The organism is Pseudomonas sp. GW821-FHT01C01, assembly GCF_059422645.1.
Map to the genome: position 1 here is coordinate 20,270 of NZ_JBWKXF010000026.1, position 20,513 is coordinate 40,782.

The 20,513-nt window shown below is 62.1% G+C and carries 13 protein-coding genes; 7 read left to right on the forward strand and 6 right to left on the reverse strand.

Going from position 1 to position 20,513, the window contains the following annotated elements:
* Positions 1-118 precede the first annotated feature (118 nt).
* A complete protein-coding gene (locus AC07XF_RS16870; RefSeq protein ID WP_495027361.1) occupies positions 119-4,432 on the forward strand; it encodes a DNA glycosylase AlkZ-like family protein in 4,314 nt (1,437 codons plus the stop codon).
* Between the two features lie 94 nt (positions 4,433-4,526).
* Here the strand turns inward: AC07XF_RS16870 and AC07XF_RS16875 are convergent, their stop codons facing one another.
* Positions 4,527-6,656: a mechanosensitive ion channel family protein gene (locus AC07XF_RS16875; RefSeq protein ID WP_495027362.1), complete on the reverse strand. Its 2,130-nt coding sequence runs from the start codon at positions 6,654-6,656 to the stop codon at positions 4,527-4,529.
* A gap of 353 nt (positions 6,657-7,009) precedes the next feature.
* On the opposite strand from AC07XF_RS16875, the gene AC07XF_RS16880 reads away from it, so the two are divergent.
* The 4 genes from AC07XF_RS16880 (at position 7,010) to AC07XF_RS16895 (ending at position 11,499) form a co-directional block, all read left to right on the forward strand.
* Positions 7,010-8,221, forward strand: coding sequence for an MFS transporter (locus tag AC07XF_RS16880; protein WP_495027363.1), 1,212 nt, complete (start codon positions 7,010-7,012; stop codon positions 8,219-8,221).
* A gap of 251 nt (positions 8,222-8,472) precedes the next feature.
* Positions 8,473-9,237: an endonuclease/exonuclease/phosphatase family protein gene (locus AC07XF_RS16885; RefSeq protein WP_495027376.1), complete on the forward strand. Its 765-nt coding sequence runs from the start codon at positions 8,473-8,475 to the stop codon at positions 9,235-9,237.
* Positions 9,234-10,526, forward strand: a complete 1,293-nt coding sequence (gene clsB, locus AC07XF_RS16890) for a cardiolipin synthase ClsB (protein ID WP_495027364.1) — start codon at positions 9,234-9,236, stop codon at positions 10,524-10,526. Before AC07XF_RS16885 ends, clsB begins: the two co-directional genes overlap by 4 nt.
* A complete protein-coding gene (locus AC07XF_RS16895; protein ID WP_495027365.1) occupies positions 10,513-11,499 on the forward strand; it encodes a lysylphosphatidylglycerol synthase domain-containing protein in 987 nt (328 codons plus the stop codon). Before clsB ends, AC07XF_RS16895 begins: the two co-directional genes overlap by 14 nt.
* 130 nt (positions 11,500-11,629) lie before the next feature.
* Here AC07XF_RS16895 and AC07XF_RS16900 read toward each other — a convergent pair whose 3' ends face one another.
* The 3 genes from AC07XF_RS16900 to AC07XF_RS16910 all read right to left on the reverse strand — a co-directional run bounded on the left by AC07XF_RS16900 (position 11,630) and on the right by AC07XF_RS16910 (position 14,791).
* Positions 11,630-12,397, reverse strand: coding sequence for an alpha/beta hydrolase family protein (locus AC07XF_RS16900; protein ID WP_495027366.1), 768 nt, complete (start codon positions 12,395-12,397; stop codon positions 11,630-11,632).
* A complete protein-coding gene (locus AC07XF_RS16905) occupies positions 12,387-13,496 on the reverse strand; it encodes a DUF3182 family protein (protein WP_495027367.1) in 1,110 nt (369 codons plus the stop codon). Before AC07XF_RS16905 ends, AC07XF_RS16900 begins: the two co-directional genes overlap by 11 nt.
* 302 nt (positions 13,497-13,798) lie before the next feature.
* The gene (locus tag AC07XF_RS16910; RefSeq protein ID WP_495027368.1) at positions 13,799-14,791 is read right to left on the reverse strand and encodes a GlxA family transcriptional regulator; all 993 of its coding nucleotides are present in this window, start codon (positions 14,789-14,791) and stop codon (positions 13,799-13,801) included.
* Positions 14,792-14,892: 101 nt separating this feature from the next.
* Here AC07XF_RS16910 and AC07XF_RS16915 point away from each other — a divergent pair, with 101 nt between their 5' ends.
* A complete protein-coding gene (locus AC07XF_RS16915; RefSeq protein WP_495027369.1) occupies positions 14,893-15,441 on the forward strand; it encodes a cysteine hydrolase family protein in 549 nt (182 codons plus the stop codon).
* A 104-nt stretch (positions 15,442-15,545) separates the two neighbouring features.
* On the opposite strand, the gene AC07XF_RS16920 is transcribed toward AC07XF_RS16915, so the two are convergent.
* Both AC07XF_RS16920 and AC07XF_RS16925 read right to left on the reverse strand, forming a co-directional pair.
* Positions 15,546-16,064, reverse strand: a complete 519-nt coding sequence (locus AC07XF_RS16920; RefSeq protein ID WP_007984430.1) for a single-stranded DNA-binding protein — start codon at positions 16,062-16,064, stop codon at positions 15,546-15,548.
* 9 nt (positions 16,065-16,073) lie between these two features.
* Positions 16,074-17,471 carry an MFS transporter gene (locus tag AC07XF_RS16925; RefSeq protein WP_495027370.1) on the reverse strand — a complete coding sequence of 466 codons (1,398 nt, stop codon included), beginning with the start codon at positions 17,469-17,471 and terminating at the stop codon, positions 16,074-16,076.
* A gap of 191 nt (positions 17,472-17,662) precedes the next feature.
* Between AC07XF_RS16925 and uvrA the strand changes: the two genes are divergently transcribed.
* Entirely contained in the window at positions 17,663-20,497 is a 2,835-nt protein-coding gene (gene uvrA, locus AC07XF_RS16930) for an excinuclease ABC subunit UvrA (RefSeq protein ID WP_495027371.1), read from the forward strand.
* The last annotated feature ends 16 nt before the right edge of the window (positions 20,498-20,513 follow it).

A 20,513-nucleotide genomic window follows, 5' to 3' on the forward strand; every position in this document is an offset into this window, starting at 1 on the left:
GTGGCCGGCGTACACAAATCCATTGTAGGAGCGGGCTTGCCCGCGAAGAGGCCCTGTCAGCCAATAGAGATCCCGAGCGGTACTTGCATCTTCAGCCCCCACCCGCATAACTTGCTGCATGAACCTGCCCATCCCCGCAGACAGTGCCCTGAGCGGCTTTCACCCTGCCGTCAGCGCCTGGTTCAGCCACACATTCCCGGCGCTCACTGCCGCCCAGGCCCGGGCGTGGCCGTTGATCCGCCAGCGCCGCTCGACCCTGATCGCCGCGCCCACCGGCTCCGGCAAGACCCTCACGGCCTTTCTCGCCGTCATCGACGACCTGGTGCACCGCGGCCTGGAATCCGCCGAAGGCCTGCCCGACGCAACCCTGGTGGTCTACGTCTCGCCGCTCAAGGCGCTGTCCAACGACATCCAGATCAACCTGCAAAACCCACTGGCCGGCATTACCGGGCAATTGCGCGTGATGGGCCTGCCCGAATTGCAGATCACCACCGCCGTGCGCACCGGTGACACGCCACAAAAAGACCGTTCGGCGATGCGCAAGACGGCGCCGCACATCCTGGTGACCACCCCGGAATCCCTGTACGTGCTGCTCGGCTCTGATTCCGGCCGGCAGATGCTCGGCACCACACAAACGGTGATCATCGACGAGATCCATGCCATGGCCGCCAGCAAACGCGGCAGTCATCTGGCCTTGAGCCTCGAACGCCTGCAAGCACTCTGCCCGGCGCCGCTTCTGCGCATCGGCCTGTCGGCCACGCAAAAACCCATCGAAGCGGTGTCGCGCTTCCTGGTCGGTCGCGACCGTCCGTGCGAGATCATCGATATCGGCCACGCCCGCCCCCGCGACCTGGACATCGAAGTGCCGCCCGTGCCGCTATCGGCCGTGATGGCCAACGATGTCTGGGAACTGGTTTACGACCGCCTCGCCACCCTCGCCCGCGAGCACCGGACCACGCTGATTTTCGTCAACACCCGGCGCCTGGCCGAACGCCTGAGCCGTCACCTGAGCGAACGCCTGGGCAAGGACGCCGTGGCGGCCCACCACGGCAGCCTGGCCAAGGAATTTCGCCTGGACGCCGAGCAGCGACTCAAGCGCGGCGACCTGCAAGTGCTGATCGCCACGGCGTCGCTGGAGCTGGGGATCGACATCGGCGACGTCGACCTGGTGTGCCAGATCGCCTCGCCGCGATCGATTGCCGGTTTTCTGCAACGGGTCGGCCGCTCCGGACACCAGGTCGGCGGCACGCCCAAGGGCCGTTTGTTCGCCACCACCCGCGACGATTTGATCGAGTGCGCCGCGTTGCTCGACTGCGTGCGCCGGGGTGAACTCGACACTTTGTTGATCCCGCAAGCGCCGCTGGACGTGCTGGCGCAGCAGATCATCGCCGAGGTCAGTTGCCAGGAATGGCCGGAGCAAGCGCTGCTGGAGATGCTGCGCCGTGCCTCGCCCTACGCCGGACTCGACGACAAACACTACCAGGCGCTGCTGCAGATGCTCGCCGAGGGCTACAACGGGCGTCAGGGCATCCGCAGCGCCTACCTGCACCGCGACGCCGTAAACCGCACCCTGCGCGGTCGCCGTGGCGCGAAACTGACGGCGGTGACCAGTGGCGGGACCATTCCGGATAACGCCGACTACAGCGTGCTGCTGGAGCCTCAAGGGCTGAACATCGGCACCATCAACGAAGACTTCGCGGTGGAAAGCATTGCCGGGGATGTCTTCCAGTTGGGCAATACGTCCTATCGAATCCTGCGTGTGGAAACCGGCAAGGTTCGGGTCGAGGATGCCCAGGGCCAACCGCCGACCATCCCGTTCTGGCTCGGTGAAGCGCCGGGGCGCAGCGCCGAATTGTCCTCGGCGGTGGCGCGCTTGCAGGCACAACTCGACGACCTGCTGGGTGCCATGCCTGGCAACTTGCAGCCAGCACTCGACTGGCTGATCGAGACCCTGGGCCTGAACGTCGCCAGCGCCGAACAACTGGTGGACTACCTGGCCCGCGCACGGCAGACACTGGGTGCCCTGCCATCGCAAGACACGCTGTTGATGGAGCGTTTTTTCGACGAGTCAGGCGGCACGCAACTGGTCATTCACACACCGTTCGGCAGCCGCATCAACCGTGCCTGGGGCCTGGCCCTGCGCAAGCGTTTCTGTCGCACCTTCAACTTCGAATTGCAGGCCGCCGCCAGCGAAGACGCCATCGTGCTGTCGCTGTCCACCAGCCACAGTTTTGAACTGGACGATGTCTGGCGCTACCTGCACAGCAACAGCGCCGAGCACATCCTGATTCAAGCCGTGCTCGACGCACCGCTGTTCGGCGTGCGCTGGCGCTGGAATGCCGGCGTGGCCCTGGCCCTGCCGCGCTACAGCGGCGGGCGCAAAGTCCCGCCGCAAATCCAGCGGATGAAAAGCGAAGACCTGATCGCCAGCGTGTTTCCCGATCAGATCGCCTGCGTGGAAAACCTCGCCGGCGAACGGGAGATTCCCGACCATCCACTGGTGGAGCAGACCCTCGACGATTGCCTGCACGACGCCATGGACACCCAAGGTTGGCTGGCACTGTTGCGGCGCATGGAATGCGGCGACATTCGCCTGATCAGCCGCGACTTGCCGGCGCCTTCGCCGCTGGCGGCAGAGATTCTCAGCGCCCGCCCCTACACCTTCCTCGACGATGCACCGCTGGAGGAGCGACGCACCCAAGCGGTGCTCAATCGCCGCTGGAGCGACCCGCAATCCACCGACGATCTCGGTGCGCTGGACGCCGAGGCGATTGCCGCCGTGCGTGACGAAGCCTGGCCAGCGCCCTGCGGTGTCGATGAAATGCACGAAGCGTTGATGAGCCTGGCGTGCATCACCGATATAGAGGCTCGCGCCAACCTGCAGTGGCTCGACTGGCTCAATACCCTGGCCGACAGCGGACGCGCGAGCCGTTTGCAGATCAATGCCGGACAATCGCTGTGGCTGGCGCTGGAGCGCCTGACTTGCCTGAGGGCGATCTATCCACAAGCCGAATTGACGCCCCCCCTGCAAGCGCTGCCGGACTTCGATGAAGCCTGGGAACCCGACGAAGCCGTACTCGAACTGGTCCGCGCGCGGCTCAGCGCCTTCGGGCCACTTGCGCTCAATCGGATTGCCGAACCACTCGGTTTGCCCGCCGCACAAGTGAACCAGGCCCTGGCGCAACTGGAACGCGAAGGCTACGTACTGCGCGGCCGCTTCACCCCGGGAACCACCGGGGAAGAATGGTGCGAGCGGCACTTGCTGGCGCGGATTCACCGCTACACGGTCAAGCGCCTGCGTCGGGAAATCGAACCGGTGGCGTTGCAGGACTTCATGCGATTCCTGTTCGACTGGCAGCATGTGTCGACCGCGAGCCAGGGCCAGGGCGCGGCAGTATTGCCAGCCGTTATTGCGCAATTTGAAGGCTACCCCGCCGCTGCCTCGGCCTGGGACAGCGACATCCTGCCGACGCGAATCAAGGACTACTCGGCGACCTGGCTGGATGAGTTGTGTCGCAGCGGCAGACTGGTGTGGACGCGCCTGACTGCACACAACAAAAGCGCCAGCACCGCGCTACGCAGTACGCCGATCGTGTTGCTGCCGCGCAACCGGGTCGGACTCTGGAGCGGCTTGACCGAGCAGACGCCGGTCAGCGAACTGTCGCCGAAAACGCAAAAAGTCCACGCCGCCCTCAGCCAGCACGGCGCACTGTTTTTCGATGAGCTGATCCATGAGGCCCACCTGCTGCGTTCGGAGCTGGAAATCGCCCTGCAGGAACTGGTGGGCGCGGGGCTGGTGAATGCCGACAGCTTCGCCGGATTGCGCGCACTGATCACCCCGGTCAGCAAGCGCCAGACCCGCAACAGTCGGCGCGGACGCGGGGCATTTATCGGTGGCATGGACGACGCCGGGCGCTGGGCCTTGTTGCGCCGCGCGCCTGCCGCGCCGGTGATGGAAAACCAGCGTGCCGCACCGACGCCGGGCGACACCCTGGAACACGTCGCCATGACCTTGCTGCGGCGCTACGGTGTGGTGTTCTGGCGGTTACTGGAACGTGAGGCGGACTGGCTGCCGAGCTGGCGTGAACTGCTACGTACTTTCCATCGCCTGGAGGCACGCGGCGACATTCGCGGCGGGCGTTTTGTCAGTGGCCTGGCGGGCGAGCAATTCGCCCTGCCCGAGGCGATTCCATTGCTGCGGGAGGTGCGACGTCGGCCCCATGACGGGAGTTTGGTCGCGGTGTGCGGGGTCGATCCGCTGAACCTCGCCGGCACGCTATTGCCCGGCGCGAAAGTCCCGGCGCTGGCGAGCAATCGGCTGGTGTATCGCGATGGTTTGCCGGTTGCTGCCGAGATTGCCGGCAAGCAACAGTTCTGGGAGGAACTGGATCAGCAGATGGGCGCTGAAATACATAAAAAACTGATTCTGTAGGAGCTGGCTTGCCAGCGAAGAGGCCGTCAGGCTCAACATCAATGTTGCCTGACCATGCGCCTTCGCTGGCAAGCCAGCTCCTACAGGGGTGTTGCTATTGAGACCGCGGCCGATCCGGCATCAACACCGCCCCATGCTCCGGCTCAGCCCCGGACTCCAGCGGTGGTTCGAGGGGATGCCGCGGCACCAGCGCCTGCTGTGGATAAGTCTGCGCGAAATGCACCCACGGGCAGTTATCCACAAGCTTTTTCAAACGCTGGTTGAACGCCCGGCTCACTGCATATTGGCCACCGGACACCGTGCGGAATTGCGCGGTCAGCACCACGCCGTTGAGGTCCATTTTGTCGACGCCAAACACATCCAGCGGCCCTTGCAGGTTGTAGCGCAGGAACGCGTCGCTGCTGATGGAATGCCCGGCCTCGCGGATCAGTTCGATGGCCTTGTCGACATCGGTGTCGTAGGTGAATTGCACCGAGAAAAACGCATAGGCGAATTGCCGCGATTGGTTGGTCACGGCCTTGATCTGGCCGAACGGCACCGAGTGCACGAAGCCCTTGCCATCACGCAGGCGCAAGGTGCGGATGGTCAAGCCTTCGACCGTGCCGGCGTGACCGGAATCGAGCACCACCCAGTCACCGATGGACAGGGTGTCTTCGATAATGATGAACAGTCCGGTGATCACGTCCTGCACCAGTTGCTGTGAGCCGAAACCGATCGCCAGCCCGACGACCCCGGCACCGGCCAGGAACGGTGCAACGTTGATCCCCAGGTTGGCCATGGTGGTGATCGCGCAAATCACCACCAGGATGATTTTGATCGCGTTGCGCAGCAGTGGCAGGATGGTTTTTACCCGCGTACTCGGCTGGCGCGCCGAGCGCTTGTTGGCCGGTGGTTTCAGGGCTTCCTGAATCGCCGTATCGAGCACCACCCAGACCATCCAGGTCACCAGCAGGATCAGGCCGATGTGGCTCAGGGAATCACTGATCGCCCGGCCCACGGCATTGCTCACCGCAAACTCGAACAATGACACGCCCCAGATACGGCCGAGAATATCGATAAAGACGACGGCCATGCCGATGCGCAGCAAGGCGTGGGAAAGGTTGAGGAAGCGCTCCTTGTAAGCACCGCTGCGGCGCAGATCCGACTCGCTGCGCGCCTTGAACAGATGATGCAGCGTGGTGCTGAGGAACACCGTCGCAATCAGCAGCACGGTGGTGAACAACGCGCTGCGCATCACTTTCTGGTTGTCGTCGCCAATGCCCACCAGATTGATCACCGAAACCAGCACCATCAACAGAATCGGCCAATACCAGAGCCCGGAAAAAATCCGCAGGGTTTCACGTAATGCCGGTTGGCTGAGCCGTTGAGCCAACGGCAGGATACGGATGACATGGGCCACCGGGCGACGCATGCGAATCACCAGCAAGCCGAATGAAATCGAGGCCGCCAGCCCAGTGAACACCGCAATGCTGCTGGTGAGGTTGCTGCCCAGTTGAAGGGAGATCTGCGGACTGGTCAGCGCATCGCTCAAGGCCACCAGAAAACCGATACCGAATAACGGCCGGGGACTTTTCTCACGGATGATCTGCACCGCCCGGCGCTTGTGGCCGGCATTGAACACCACCATCAGCGACATCACCAAGGACGCGGCAAAGATCCCCGCGCTTGTGGCATAAGCCAAACACAGCGCCAGCGCCCGGCCGGCCGATATCGGCAAAAACTGGCTGGCATAAATCGTCAACGGCAAACTGATCACCGCCGGAAGGGCGTAGGGCAGCACGTAACCGAGCAACGCCTGGCCCCGTTCGCGACTGAGCAGTAAACGCTGTTCGCACAGGCGTCTGACGGTCAGCCGCCCAAGCAGCCAAAGCCCGGCAAACACGGCCGCCCACACGCAGGTCAACAACAGGAAATCCCCGGCGACGCTCCAGCTCGAGCGGGCCGATGAGTGATTGACCAGTTGATCCACTTCTTCGGCTGCGCGATCGGCACGCAGGCGCCAGGCGTCGACCAGGTTTTCGTTGAGATCGAGTTTGGTCTGGACCTCATCAATGCTTGAACTGATGGCACCGAGCAAGCCGCCCTGTACCAGCGGCTCGGGGTGGGCCGGCGGTGTCGCGGCGGTCGCGGCGGCCGGCAGCCCCGGTATCGCGGCGGCTTCCAGTTCCTCGCTGCCCAGAAGCAGTAACGCCCCCAGCAGTATCGCGCTCTTGAGCCTGATCAAAGCACCCGCTCCTTTGGCTGTGTCTGTAAGGAACTGATCGAGAAATGCCGGGCAAGTTCGGGCATTGCCTCTGGATATCCGGATGGCGATCCGCCATGTGGCGAGGGAGCTTGCTCCCGTTGGGGTGCGAAGCGCCCCCAAAACCTACCGTTCGGAAACATCTGATACACCGCATGCAATGGGTTAACGACTGCTGCGCAGTCGAACGGGAGCAAGCTCCCTCGCCACAGACTAACACCCGCTCTTGCGATCTTTGCGTCCAGGGCAAATATCAAATGTCCATCCCTGTATTTTTCCGCACGAGCAAAATCCCGACACTGCGCTCCATCGAATCAACCACCGGAGTTGCAGCCATGCCCATTGCCCTGCTCGCGCTGACCCTCAGCGCCTTCGCCATCGGGACGACCGAGTTCGTCATCGTTGGCCTGTTACCCACCATCGGTGCCGATCTCGGCGTCAGCCTGCCATCCGCCGGCCTGCTGGTCAGCCTGTATGCCCTTGGCGTCGCCGTTGGCGCCCCGGTGCTGACCGCCCTCACCGGCAAGGTGCCGCGCAAATTGCTGTTGTTGTCGCTGATGGTGCTGTTCACCCTCGGCAATCTGCTGGCGTGGCAAGCACCGAGCTACGAGTCGCTGATCCTCGCACGGATCGTCACCGGCCTGGCCCACGGGGTATTTTTCTCGATCGGCTCGACCATCGCCACCAGTCTAGTGCCGAAGGAAAAAGCCGCCAGCGCAATTGCCATCATGTTCACCGGCCTGACCGTAGCACTGGTCACCGGCGTGCCGCTGGGGACATTCATCGGCCAGCATTTCGGCTGGCGTGAAACCTTCCTCGCCGTTTCGGCACTGGGTGTCATCGCCTTCATCGGCAGCCTGATCTACGTGCCGAAAAATATCGCCCACAGCAAACCCGCGTCGTTCTTGCAGCAATTGCAGGTGCTCAAGCAACCTCGCCTGTTGCTGGTGTATGCGATGACGGCAGTCGGCTACGGCGGCACGTTCACCGCCTTTACCTTCCTCGCGCCAATTCTTCAGGACCTCTCCGGCTTCAGTGCCAGCGCCGTCAGCCTGGTGTTGCTGGTCTACGGCATCTCCGTGGCCGTCGGCAACATCTGGGGCGGCAAACTGGCGGACAAACGCGGTCCGATCAGCGCCCTGAAAATCATTTTTTCCCTGCTCGCCGCCGTGTTGTTCGCGCTGACCTTCACTGCCGGCAATCCTTGGCTGGCGCTGGCCACCGTACTGGTCTGGGGCGCCGTGGCATTCGGCAACGTGCCGGGATTGCAGGTGTACGTGGTGCGCCAGGCCGAACATCACACGCCCCACGCCGTGGACGTGGCATCCGGCCTGAACATCGCAGCGTTCAACCTCGGCATTGCCGGTGGCGCCTGGGGCGGTGGCCTGATCGTCGCCCACATGGGATTGATTCATACCGCGTGGATCGGTGGCCTGGTGGTGCTGGTGGCGCTGGCATTGACCGCGTGGAGTGGACGTCTTGATCGCCTCGGCCCGGTGTTCGCCGAACCGGCTGAGGGCTCCGCGCGCGTTATAGCGGGACACTGATAAACCCTGTGGGAGCGGGCTTGCTCGCGAAGGCGTCAGCACACTCAACAATGAGGTGACTGACACACCGCTTTCGCGAGCAAGCCCGCTCCCACATTGAATCTGTTGTGATGCGTTGACTGTGTACCGTCCGTAGCCCCATCGAAACTTTCGCCACTGCCCCGCAGTCATCCAAAAACAGGTGCAGTCAGGTGGCAGGTGACATGACAGCGAATCACACCGGTATTCCCGCACACTCAAACGCAACCGACATGCGAGTACAGAGTCCGTCCGTCACTTGTCGTTTCACGGTGCTGACGATCAACACCCATAAAGGTTTCACCGCGTTCAACCGGCGTTTCATCCTGCCAGAACTGCGTGAAGCGGTGCGCAGCGTATCTGCCGACGTGGTGTTTTTGCAGGAAGTCCACGGCACCCACGAGCAGCACCCCAAGCGCTACACCAACTGGCCGACGATGCCGCAATACGAGTTCCTCGCCGACACCCTGTGGCCGCAGTTCGCCTATGGACGCAATGCGGTGTATCCGGCGGGCGATCACGGCAATGCGCTGCTGTCGAAATTCCAGATCATCCGCCACGACAACCTCGACGTGTCCATCAGCGGGCACGAGAACCGCGGGCTCTTGCATTGCGTGTTGCGCTTGCCCGGCGACGGCCAGGAGGTACATGCCATTTGCGTGCACCTGGGGCTGCGCGAAACCCACCGCACGGCACAACTGAAATTGCTCGCCCAGCGTCTGGACGCCCTGCCCGGCGACGCCCCGGTGATCGTCGCCGGAGACTTCAATGACTGGCGCCAGCGCGCCGATGCGTTGCTCAAGCCCATCGGTTTGCGTGAAGTCTTCGCCGCACACCATGGCAAACCTGCGCGCAGTTTCCCCGCGCGCTTGCCGGTATTGCGCCTGGACCGCATCTACGTACGCAACCTCAAGGCCAGTCATCCACGCGTGCTGACAATCCGGCCCTGGTCGCACCTTTCCGACCACGCCCCGCTGTCGGTGGAGATCGAGCTATGAGCGGCCAGCCGATGGAAAAAGTCACGCTGGAACACATCCCCGCTCCGCCCAACCGCGAGCCGATAGCGGTCGATGTCGAATACGGCTGGCAAGGCAGCAACCGCGTCGAGTTGCTGGAAAACGGTGAAGCGTATTTTCCCCGGGTGTTTGAAGCCCTGCGCCGGGCGCAAAGTGAAATCCTGCTGGAAACCTTCATCCTGTTCGAGGACAAGGTCGGCAATGAGCTGCAACAGATTCTGATCGAAGCCGCTCAGCGTGGCGTGCGCACCACCGTCAGCCTCGACGGCTTTGGCTGCGGCGAACTGAGTACCGGGTTCCTCACCGACCTGACCGCGGCCGGCGTACACCTGCAAATGTTTGACCCGGCACCGAAACGCCTGGGCATCCGCACCAACTGGTTCCGGCGCTTGCACCGCAAGATTGTGGTGGTGGACGGCACCATTGCCTTCATCGGCGGGATCAATTTTTCCGCCGATCACCTGGCCGACTTCGGCCCCGAGGCCAAGCAGGATTATTCGGTGGAAGTGCAAGGCCCGGCCGTGGCCGACATCCATCACTTCGCCCTGTTGCAATGCGGTCGCCCGGTGCGGGCCAAATACTGGTGGCAGCGGCGCCGGGTGCGGCGTTCGGAACTGGCCCTCAACGATCATGATGGCCAGGTGCGGCTGGTGTACCGCGACAACGGGGAACACCCGAGCGACATCGAAGAGGTTTATCGCCAGGTGCTGCGTCAGGCACAGCGGCGAGTGGTGATCGCCAACGCCTACTTCTTTCCCGGTTTCCGCTTGCTGCGCGAGATCCGCAACGCCGCGCGCCGGGGCGTGGATGTGCGGCTGATCCTGCAGGGCCAGCCAGACATGCTGGTGGCCAGGCTCGCAGCGCGCATGACCTACGATTACTTGCTCAAGTCCGGCGTGAAGATCTACGAATATTGCGACCGCCCGCTGCACGGCAAGGTCGCGTTGGTGGACGAAGACTGGAGCACCGTTGGCTCGAGCAATCTCGACCCGTTGAGCCTGTCGATGAATCTGGAAGCCAACGTGCTGATCCGCGACCGCGACTTCAATCGTCATCTGTTCGATCGCCTGGAAGACCTCAGCGATAACCACTGCACGGTCATGGCTCCCGACATCGCGCCACGCGGGCGTGTCTGGCACATGACCATCGGCTTTCTGGTGTTTCACTTCCTGCGGCATTTCCCGGCGTGGGCCGGTTGGTTGCCGGCGCATAAACCTCGCCTGAAACCCGTCCCTCCTCCGACCGGGAGTGCTGACCATGAATCGCGCTGAGACCCACGCGGCAACTCACGTAAAAAGCCCCGGCAAGTCCCACTGGCGCAGCTGGAAACGACCGCTGACGATGCTGTTTTTCCTGACGCTGATCGTGCTGTTCACGATGCTCGCCCAGCGCATCGAATGGAACGAAGTGTTCGATACCCTGGCCGATTTCAAGGTGCGCACGCTGATCATTGCGTCGGGGCTGACGCTACTGAGCTTTCTGGTGTACGCCTGCTTCGACCTGATCGGCCGCACCTACATCCGTCAGAACCTGACCTGGAAGCAGATCCTGCCCGTGGGGATCATCAGCTACGCCTTCAACCTGAATCTGAGCGCCTGGGTCGGCGGCATCGCCATGCGTTACCGATTGTATTCGCGGCTCGGGGTCAGCAAGAGCAACATCGCGAAAATCCTTGGCCTGAGCCTGGCGACCAACTGGTTCGGCTACATGGTGATTGCCGGCGCGGTGTTCAGCAGCGGGCTGGTGCGCATGCCGCCGGGCTGGAAACTCAGCAGCAGTGCGCTGCAAGGCGTGGGGGTCTTGTTATTGCTGCTGAGCGCCGGGTACCTGGCGGCGTGCCGGTTTGCCAAGCGTCGGGAGTGGGCGATTCGCGGCCTGGAGATTGACCTGCCGTCGTTGCGCATGGCGGTGCTGCAACTGGCGCTCGGGGCGCTGAACTGGTCGCTGATGGCGGCGGTGATTTTCACGTTGCTGCCGAGCAAGCTCGACTATCCACTGGTGCTGGGCGTGTTGTTGATCAGCGCCATCGCCGGAGTCATCACGCACATCCCGGCCGGGCTCGGCGTGCTCGAGGCGGTGTTCGTGGCGCTGCTGCAACACGAGGTTTCGCGGGGCAGCCTGGTGGCGGGATTGCTGGCCTATCGGGCGATTTACTTCATCCTGCCGTTGTTGATTGCCCTGGTGATGTATTTGCTGGTGGAGGCCAAGGCCAAGTCGTTGCGGATTGCGAAGAAACCCAGGTGATTGGCGGTGCGGGTGAGGACGCCATCGCGCTCCCACAGGAAGCCACGGTGAACACATTTTTTGTGCTCGCCTACGATCAACTGTGGGAGCGGGCTTGCTCGCGAAGGCGTCCGCAAGCACAGCGCAAATCTCAGGATGATTGAATAATGCTCAACCGCTCCCCCACCACCATCTCGGTAATCCAGCCCACCAGAATCGAGGTGTAAGCCTGCTGTGAAACCGGGTCGCTCAAGGCATGGTCGGCACCGTCGATGATGCGGTGGGTCAGCGAGTGAGTCTGCCGGCACGCCGCGCGGTAACTCATGATCGTCAAATGGGGCACGTAGTCGTCGGTCTCCGACTGCACCAACAGCACATCCCCGGTGAATAGCGAACAGGCATGCAAGGCACGATTGCTGTCGGCGCACACCAGAGTGCTTCGGTAATCGTGCAGATCCAGCTTGTCCAGATCGCGTTTCGGCGCGTGCCATTGCTCATCGCGATACAGCGCTGGCACCCGCAGCGCCAGCCAGCGAACGGGCCTGAGCGAGGTCAGAATCGCGGCAAGATAACCACCGTAACTGGTGCCGACCACGGCAATCGCCGAGGTATCGAGGGCCGGGTGCGCGAGCAAACGGTCATAGGCCGCCAGCAGATCACGCAAATTGTCTTCCCGGGTCACCCGGGACAATGGAATGCCGGTGCCACCGGTGCCGCCGGTGTGCCCGCGCAGATCAAACGTCAGGCACACACAGCCCAACCCGGCGATGCCTTTGGCGCGATCAAGGTCCCGTTCCTGACTACCGCCCCAGCCATGCACGAAGAGCACGCCGGGGACCTTCGATTTCGGACTCAGAAAAGTCCCGCTCATCTGTTCATTGTCTATGTCGATTTGAATGGATTCGCTTCTAGCCGTCATAGGATTCAACCGTCACGTACTTGAGGAGAAAGTCATTGGTCTGCGCCGGCCCGCGGTACACCTCGATGGCATCTGCCGGCAGCGGCCGCTCGATGTAGGATTCCACCGACGACACACGAATCGCGCGCATCCCCGGATCGTTGACGAAGCTCTGCAAGGCCGCCACCTCGGCGCTACTGGCACCGCCCATGCGCCAGGACTGTTCGAGCACGCCACTGCGCCGCTGGCCGTCGCTGCCAATACCCTGGGCAATGTCGTAGTTGCGCCGCGAAGCATAAAAGCCCGGATAGGCTTCATCCGCGGCTTTATCGAAAACCTGTGCCTGATGGATCGCCAGGCGCACGTCTTCCGGCAGATCCAGCTTGAGCAATTGGTCATAGCCACCGGACACCGCCAGCAGATCGGAACCGCCATACACCGCATCGCCCTGCGCGTCTTCGGTCAGGTATTGCTCACCGCAGTAACTGAGCACCTTGCCGCCGATAAAACTCTGGCCGACGCTGTGGGTCACCACTTGCTCCAGGTCCTGTTCGAGCACCACGCCTTCGGTGAACATAGCCTCAGCCTCTGGCCTGGCAAGCACTTCATCGAATTCGTCGAGGCTCTTGATCACTTCCTGTCCACGTCCGGCGCAGTCATGAATCGGCTTCAGGCGGATCGGCCCGGCGCACAACAAATGCTCCGCCGCCGGCCGTGCATCTTTCACGGAAAACACGCTGAGGCCATCAAGCACTACGCTGCGCACCCGCTCGGAAAACAACGGTGCCCAACCTGGTGGGGCATGGGCATGGTGGTTCAACAAGCCGTGACTGATGGCTTTGGTACAGATGAAGTCGTGGTCGACATAGCCGCCCCACAAATCCTCCGGCCCCTTGACTCCCAGTTGCCGGGCAGCCGCAGCGCCCACCAGCGTCTGGGTCGGCAACAGGTAGTGGTCCCGCCCGCTGTGCAACTGCGGGTCGTAGCTGCCGCCATACTTGAGCCCCAGTATCTGCGCCAGCCAACGGGCCAACGCACGGTTGGTTTCGACTTCATGCAGCGGTGCGTCGGCGAGCACGGAATGGGCGACCACCTGTTTCTTGCGGTTTGTTGGGGTCATGTATCCCCCTTCAATCGACGCTTGATGAATGTAGCTGAAGGGGTGCAGAGATCAGGCCAAGGCGCAGCGCAGGGAAACGGTTTTCAAATCAGCCGGTTGGGTAAAACATGATGGCATGGGGCCTGTTTTATTCTGCACGATGCCCTTTGATATGCCGGCATTTTGCACGACTCAAGACTGGCACAGAACCAATGTGGGAGCGGGCTTGCTCGCGAATGCGGACTTTCAGTCAACATTTGCGGTGAATGACACTCTGCCTTCGCGAGCAAGCCCACTCCCACAGGGGATTTGTGGTGATGGGACTATCGTGCGGCAACACCCGGTGTCACCCCAAACCGCGTCCGATAATCACTCGGCGCCAGCCCGGTGATTTTCCTGAACGTCGCGCGAAACGCCCCGGGGTCCTGATAACCCACCGTCCAGGCAATATGGTCGATGGTGCCGTTGGTGAATTCGAGCATTTCCCGGGCCTTGCCGACTCGCAGATGCTGGCAGTATTCGGTGGGTTTGAGTCCGGTGGCCGCGCGGAAGCGGCGCAGGAAGGTGCGTTCTTCCAGCCCAGCCTTTTCGGCCATCGCCGCCAGCGATACGTCGGTTGCCCCGGTGCTTTGCAGCCAGTGTTGCACCCTGAGGATCGCGGCATCGCCATGACTGAGGATCGGCGCAAAGTTACTGCCGCACTCACTGGCGCTGTCGCTGTGCTCCACCACCAGAAAACGCGCGGTGTTGGTGGCGATGCTCGGCCCCAACAGCCGGTTGACCAGACGCAACCCCAGTTCGGACCACGCCATCAGCCCGGCGGTGGTAATCAGGTCGCCGTCATCGACAATCGGCGTATCGGCCTTGAGCCTGATCGCCGGATAACGTTCGGCGAAGGTTTTGGCCGAAGTCCAGTGGGTGGTGGCGCTGCGACCATCGAGCAGACCGCTTTCGGCCAACAGGATAGACCCCACGCAAACCCCGCCGAGCGTCGCGCCACTGGCATGTTGCTGACGCAACCAATGGATCAATCCCTGTGGCGCCTTGTCCTCGGAAAAACCGGTGATCGACGGCGGAATCAACACGGCCACCAGCGCGCGGTCCGGGCCAGGATGGCTGTCGAAGACCCGAACCGGCGCCTGATCGCCTTCCACCTGCCAATGGCTGACCCGCAGCAGCGGCAACACTGCAGACTGATGTTCGGCGGCGATCCGGTTCGCCACCCCGAACAAATCCGTCAACCCATGCACCGCCGCCATCTGCGCCCCGGGATAGATCAACACCCCCAGTTCGGCGATTGCCCTTTCTGCGTCCATTGTCAGTTTTCCCCCTTCTATTGTCGGTGCGGCCAATCCCCGGATCGCCTGCCAGAGCCAATACTTCATTCCACGCCAACACACACTTCGAGGAAACAGTCATGACCAAGCAAGCGCTCATCGTAGTCGATATCCAGAACGACTACTTCCCCCAAGGCAAGTGGCCGCTGGTTGGCGCCGACGCCGCCGCCGACAACGCCGCACGCCTGATCAAGGCCTTCCGCGACGCGGGGGATCCGGTGGTGCACATCCGCCACGAATTCACCACCGAAGAGGCGCCGTTTTTTACCCCGAACTCCGAAGGCGCGAAGCTGCACCCCAAAGTCCTCAACCGCGCCGACGAACCGGTGGTGCTCAAGCACTTCGTCAATTCATTTCGCGAAACCGGGCTGAAATCGATCCTCGACGAGCAAGACATCAAGGAGCTGGTGATCGTGGGCAGCATGAGCCACATGTGCGTCGACGGCATTGCCCGTGCGGCGGCGGATTTTGGCTATAAGGTCACCGTGATCCACGATGCCTGCGCGACCCGTGACCTGGAATTCAATGGCGTAACGGTTCCGGCGGCGCAGGTTCATGCGGCCTTTATGTCGTCCCTGGCCTTTGCGTATGCCAGCGTGGTGTCGACCGACGAGTTCATCGCGGCCTGAGTCTGCAACTAAATTTCACCGCCCATAAAAAACCCGCACTTCAGACCGAAGTGCGGGTTTTGTTTTGTCAGCTTGCTGCTTGTAGCTTGAGGCTTGCAGCTGCTTTAGAACGGAATATCGTCATCAAAGCTGTCGAAATCCGGAGCCGGCTGCGGTGCGGCCTGTTGTGGTGCCGGACGCGACTGCTGCGGTGCCGATTGCTGCGGGCGCGGAGCCTGCTGACGCGGAGCGGATTGCTGGTAGTTGTTACCGCCACCCTGGCCCTGCTGGTCGCCCTGTGGACGGCCGCCCAGCAGTTGCATGGTGCCTTGCATGTCGACCACGATTTCGGTGGTGTAACGCTTGATACCGTCTTTTTCCCACTCGCGGGTCTGCAGCTTGCCTTCGATGTACACCTGCGAACCTTTACGCAGGTATTCGCCGGCGATTTCCGCCACTTTGCCGAACATCGACACACGGTGCCATTCGGTTTTTTCGACTTTCTGACCGGTTTGCTTGTCGGTCCACTGTTCGCTGGTCGCCAGACTCAGGTTGGTCACGGCATTACCGTTAGGCAAGTAGCGAACTTCGGGATCCTGGCCGCAAGTGCCGACCAATATGACTTTGTTAACCCCACGGGCCATAACGTTCTCCTAGGCTACGCACGCTGCCTCGGCCGGGTTGTTCACCAGGCGCTCAAGGGTGGTGCGATCCAATAGTTCGGTGTCCAGTTTGATGTAAATCGCCGCCTCATCTGCGACGATGACTGCATCTGTTACCCCTACGACCGCCTTCAGGCGCTCAACCAGACCCGCTTCGCGGATCGCCTCGGGCGACAACGGCAAGCGCAGGCTTGTGACGTAGGGAGGTTCGCGCATGGTAACAGCAAAGGCCAGCCAGAGGGCAGCCAGACCGGCGCATCCGAGGAACACAACCGACAGACCGCCATGCTGGAACAGCCAGCCACCGAGGATTCCCCCCAGTGCCGAGCCGAGGAACTGGCTGGTGGAATAAACCCCCATCGCCGTGCCCTTGCCGCCTGCCGGTGAAACCTTGCTGATCAGCGATGGCAACGAAGCTTCCAGCAGATTGAATGCGGTGAAGAACACCACCGTACCGATCACCAGAGCCCGCAAGCTATCGCCGAACTGCCAGAAGAATAGCTCAGTGAGCATCAACGTCACGACGGCACCGAGTAAAACTCGTTTCATTTTGCGTTTCTTCTCGCCGTAGATAATGAACGGGATCATGGCGAAGAAAGAAATCAGCAGCGCGGTCAGGTACACCCACCAGTGCTGCTCTTTGGGCAGCCCGGCTTTCTCGACCAGCGCCAGTGGCAAGGCGACGAAGCTGGACATCAACATCGCGTGCAACACAAAAATGCCCAGGTCCAGACGCAGCAGGTCCGGGTGCTTGAGTGTCGGGATCAGCGCCTGGCGCGCGACACCGGATTCGCGGTGCTGCAACGGGCCGGTTGAGCGCGGCACCATGAACATCACGATCACGATGCCGAACAAGGCCATGCCGCCCGTGGCAAGGAACAGCCCGGACAACCCGAAGGCGCGGGTCAGCAGCGGGCCGACCACCATGGCCACCGCAAACGACAGGCCGATGGTCATGCCGATCATGGCCATTGCCTTGGTCCGGTGCTGCTCGCGGGTCAGGTCCGACAGCAAGGCCATGACCGCCGCGGAGATCGCCCCGGCGCCCTGCAGGATTCGCCCGGCGATCACGCCCCAGATCGAATCGGCATTGGCTGCCAGCAGACTGCCGAGGGCAAAGACGACCAAGCCCAGGTAAATCACCGGGCGTCGACCGATGCGGTCGGAAATGAAACCGAAAGGAATCTGGAAAACGGCCTGCGTCAGGCCATAAGCGCCAATCGCCAAGCCGATCAGGGCCGGTGTAGCCCCGGCCAGATCCATCCCATAGGTCGCCAATACCGGCAACACCATGAACATGCCAAGCATACGGAAGGCGAACACCAGGGCCAGACCGCTTGCTGCGCGGGTCTCGCTGCCACTCATGCGCTCGCTGTGGGGATCGTGCATGGAAAAACCTCATGTGAACCGGCGCCGATTCTACCAGCCCCATCGATTGGCGGGGTATATCGCGACGCTTTGACGCGCATTGCTGACACACTCTTCATGTAAGACAGTAACCCTCTCGTTTGATAGTGTGCATCCATCCAGTATTTGGCCGTATACTCCTACGTTTTCGACGCCCGCCAAGCGAGGCCACCTTGGACAAGATCCTGATTCGTGGGGCTCGAACCCACAACCTGAAGAACATCGACCTGACCCTGCCACGGGACAAGCTGATCGTCATCACCGGCCTGTCCGGCTCCGGCAAGTCGTCCCTGGCTTTCGACACCCTGTACGCCGAAGGTCAGCGCCGCTACGTCGAATCGCTGTCGGCCTACGCCCGGCAGTTCCTGTCAATGATGGAAAAACCCGACGTCGACACCATCGAAGGTCTTTCGCCGGCGATCTCCATCGAACAGAAGTCCACCTCGCACAACCCGCGTTCGACGGTCGGCACCATCACCGAAATCTACGACTACCTACGCCTGCTTTATGCACGCGTGGGTATTCCGCGCTGCCCGGATCACGACATCCCGCTGGAAGCACAAACCGTCAGCCAGATGGTCGACCTGGTTCTCGCCGAACCGGAGGGCAGCAAGCTGATGCTGTTGGCGCCGGTCATCCGCGAGCGCAAAGGCGAGCACCTGTCGGTTTTCGAAGAACTGCGCGCCCAAGGGTTCGTCCGTGCCCGGATCAACGGCAAGCTTTACGAGCTGGACGAAGCACCCAAGCTCGACAAGCAAAAAAAACACACCATTGATGTCGTGGTCGACCGCTTCAAGGTTCGCGCCGACCTGCAACAACGCCTGGCCGAATCCTTCGAGACCGCGCTGAAGCTGGCGGACGGCATCGCCCTGGTAGCGCCGATGGATGACGAGCCGGGTGAAGAGATGATCTTCTCCGCACGCTTCGCCTGCCCGATCTGCGGCCACGCCATCAGCGAGCTGGAACCCAAGCTGTTCTCCTTCAACAACCCGGCCGGCGCCTGCCCGACCTGTGATGGCTTGGGGGTGAAGCAGTTCTTCGACATCAAGCGCCTGGTCAATGGTGAATTGACCTTGGCCGAAGGGGCGATTCGTGGCTGGGATCGGCGCAACGTCTATTACTTCCAGATGCTCGGCTCGCTGGCCTCGCACTACAAGTTCAGCCTGGAAGTGCCGTTCAACGAACTGCCGGCCGACCAGCAGAAATTCATCCTGCACGGCAGCGGCTCGCAAAACGTCGATTTCAAATACCTGAACGATCGTGGCGACATCGTCAAACGCTCGCATCCGTTCGAAGGCATCGTGCCGAACCTGGAGCGCCGTTACCGCGAAACCGAATCGGCATCGGTGCGCGAAGAACTGGCCAAGTTCCTCAGCACCCAGTCGTGCCCGGACTGCCGCGGCACCCGCCTGCGCCGTGAGGCACGGCACGTGTGGGTCGGCGAGAAAACCCTGCCGGCGGTGACCAACCTGCCGATCGGCGATGCGTCCGATTATTTTGGCGGGCTCAAGCTCACCGGTCGCCGTGGCGAAATTGCCGACAAGATCCTCAAGGAAATCCGTGAGCGCCTGCAGTTCCTGGTCAACGTCGGCCTCGATTATCTGTCGCTGGACCGCAGTGCCGACACCTTGTCCGGTGGCGAAGCCCAGCGTATCCGTCTGGCCAGCCAGATTGGCGCCGGTCTGGTGGGCGTTCTGTACATCCTCGACGAACCCTCCATCGGCCTCCATCAGCGCGATAACGACCGGCTGCTGGGCACCCTCAAGCATCTGCGCGATATCGGCAACACGGTGATCGTGGTCGAGCACGACGAAGACGCGATCCGCCTGGCCGACTACGTGGTGGACATCGGCCCGGGCGCCGGCGTGCACGGCGGGCATATCGTCGCCGAAGGTACACCGGCCGAGGTCATGGCGCACCCGGACTCGCTGACGGGCAAATACCTGTCGGGCCGGGTGAAGATCGAAGTCCCGGCCAGGCGCACACCGCGCAACAAGAAGCTGACGCTGTCGCTCAAAGGCGCGCGTGGCAACAACTTGCGCAATGTCGACCTGGAGATTCCGATCGGCCTGCTGACCTGTGTCACCGGCGTATCCGGCTCCGGCAAGTCGACGCTGATCAACAACACGCTGTTCCCTTTGAGCGCTACAGCGCTAAATGGCGCCACTACCCTTGAAGCGGCCGTCCACGACAGCATCAAGGGCCTGGAACACCTGGACAAGGTCGTCGACATCGACCAGAGCCCGATTGGCCGCACGCCGCGCTCGAACCCGGCGACCTACACCGGGCTGTTCACGCCGATCCGCGAGTTGTTCGCCGGCGTACCGGAGTCTCGCTCCCGGGGCTACGGGCCGGGGCGCTTCTCCTTCAACGTCAAGGGTGGACGCTGCGAGGCTTGCCAGGGCGACGGCCTGATCAAGGTAGAGATGCACTTCCTGCCGGATATCTATGTGCCGTGCGATGTCTGCAAGAGCAAGCGCTACAACCGTGAAACCCTGGAGATCAAGTACAAGGGCAAGAGCATCCACGAAACCCTCGAGATGACCATCGAGGAAGCGCGGGAGTTCTTCGATGCCGTACCGGCACTGGCGCGCAAGCTGCAAACGTTGATGGACGTCGGCCTGTCGTACATCAAGCTGGGGCAATCGGCGACCACGCTGTCCGGCGGTGAAGCCCAGCGGGTGAAACTCTCCCGCGAACTGTCCAAGCGCGATACCGGTAAAACCCTGTACATCCTCGATGAACCGACTACCGGGCTGCACTTCGCGGACATTCAGCAACTGCTGGATGTGTTGCATCGCCTGCGCGACCACGGCAACACCGTGGTGGTGATCGAACACAACCTGGATGTGATCAAGACCGCTGACTGGCTGGTAGACCTGGGTCCGGAAGGCGGTTCCAAGGGTGGGCAGATCATTGCCGTCGGCACGCCGGAGGAAGTGGCCGAGATGAAGCAATCTCACACCGGCTACTACCTCAAGCCGCTGCTGGAGCGTGATCGGGCTTAACCGGGCCCCACTAAAA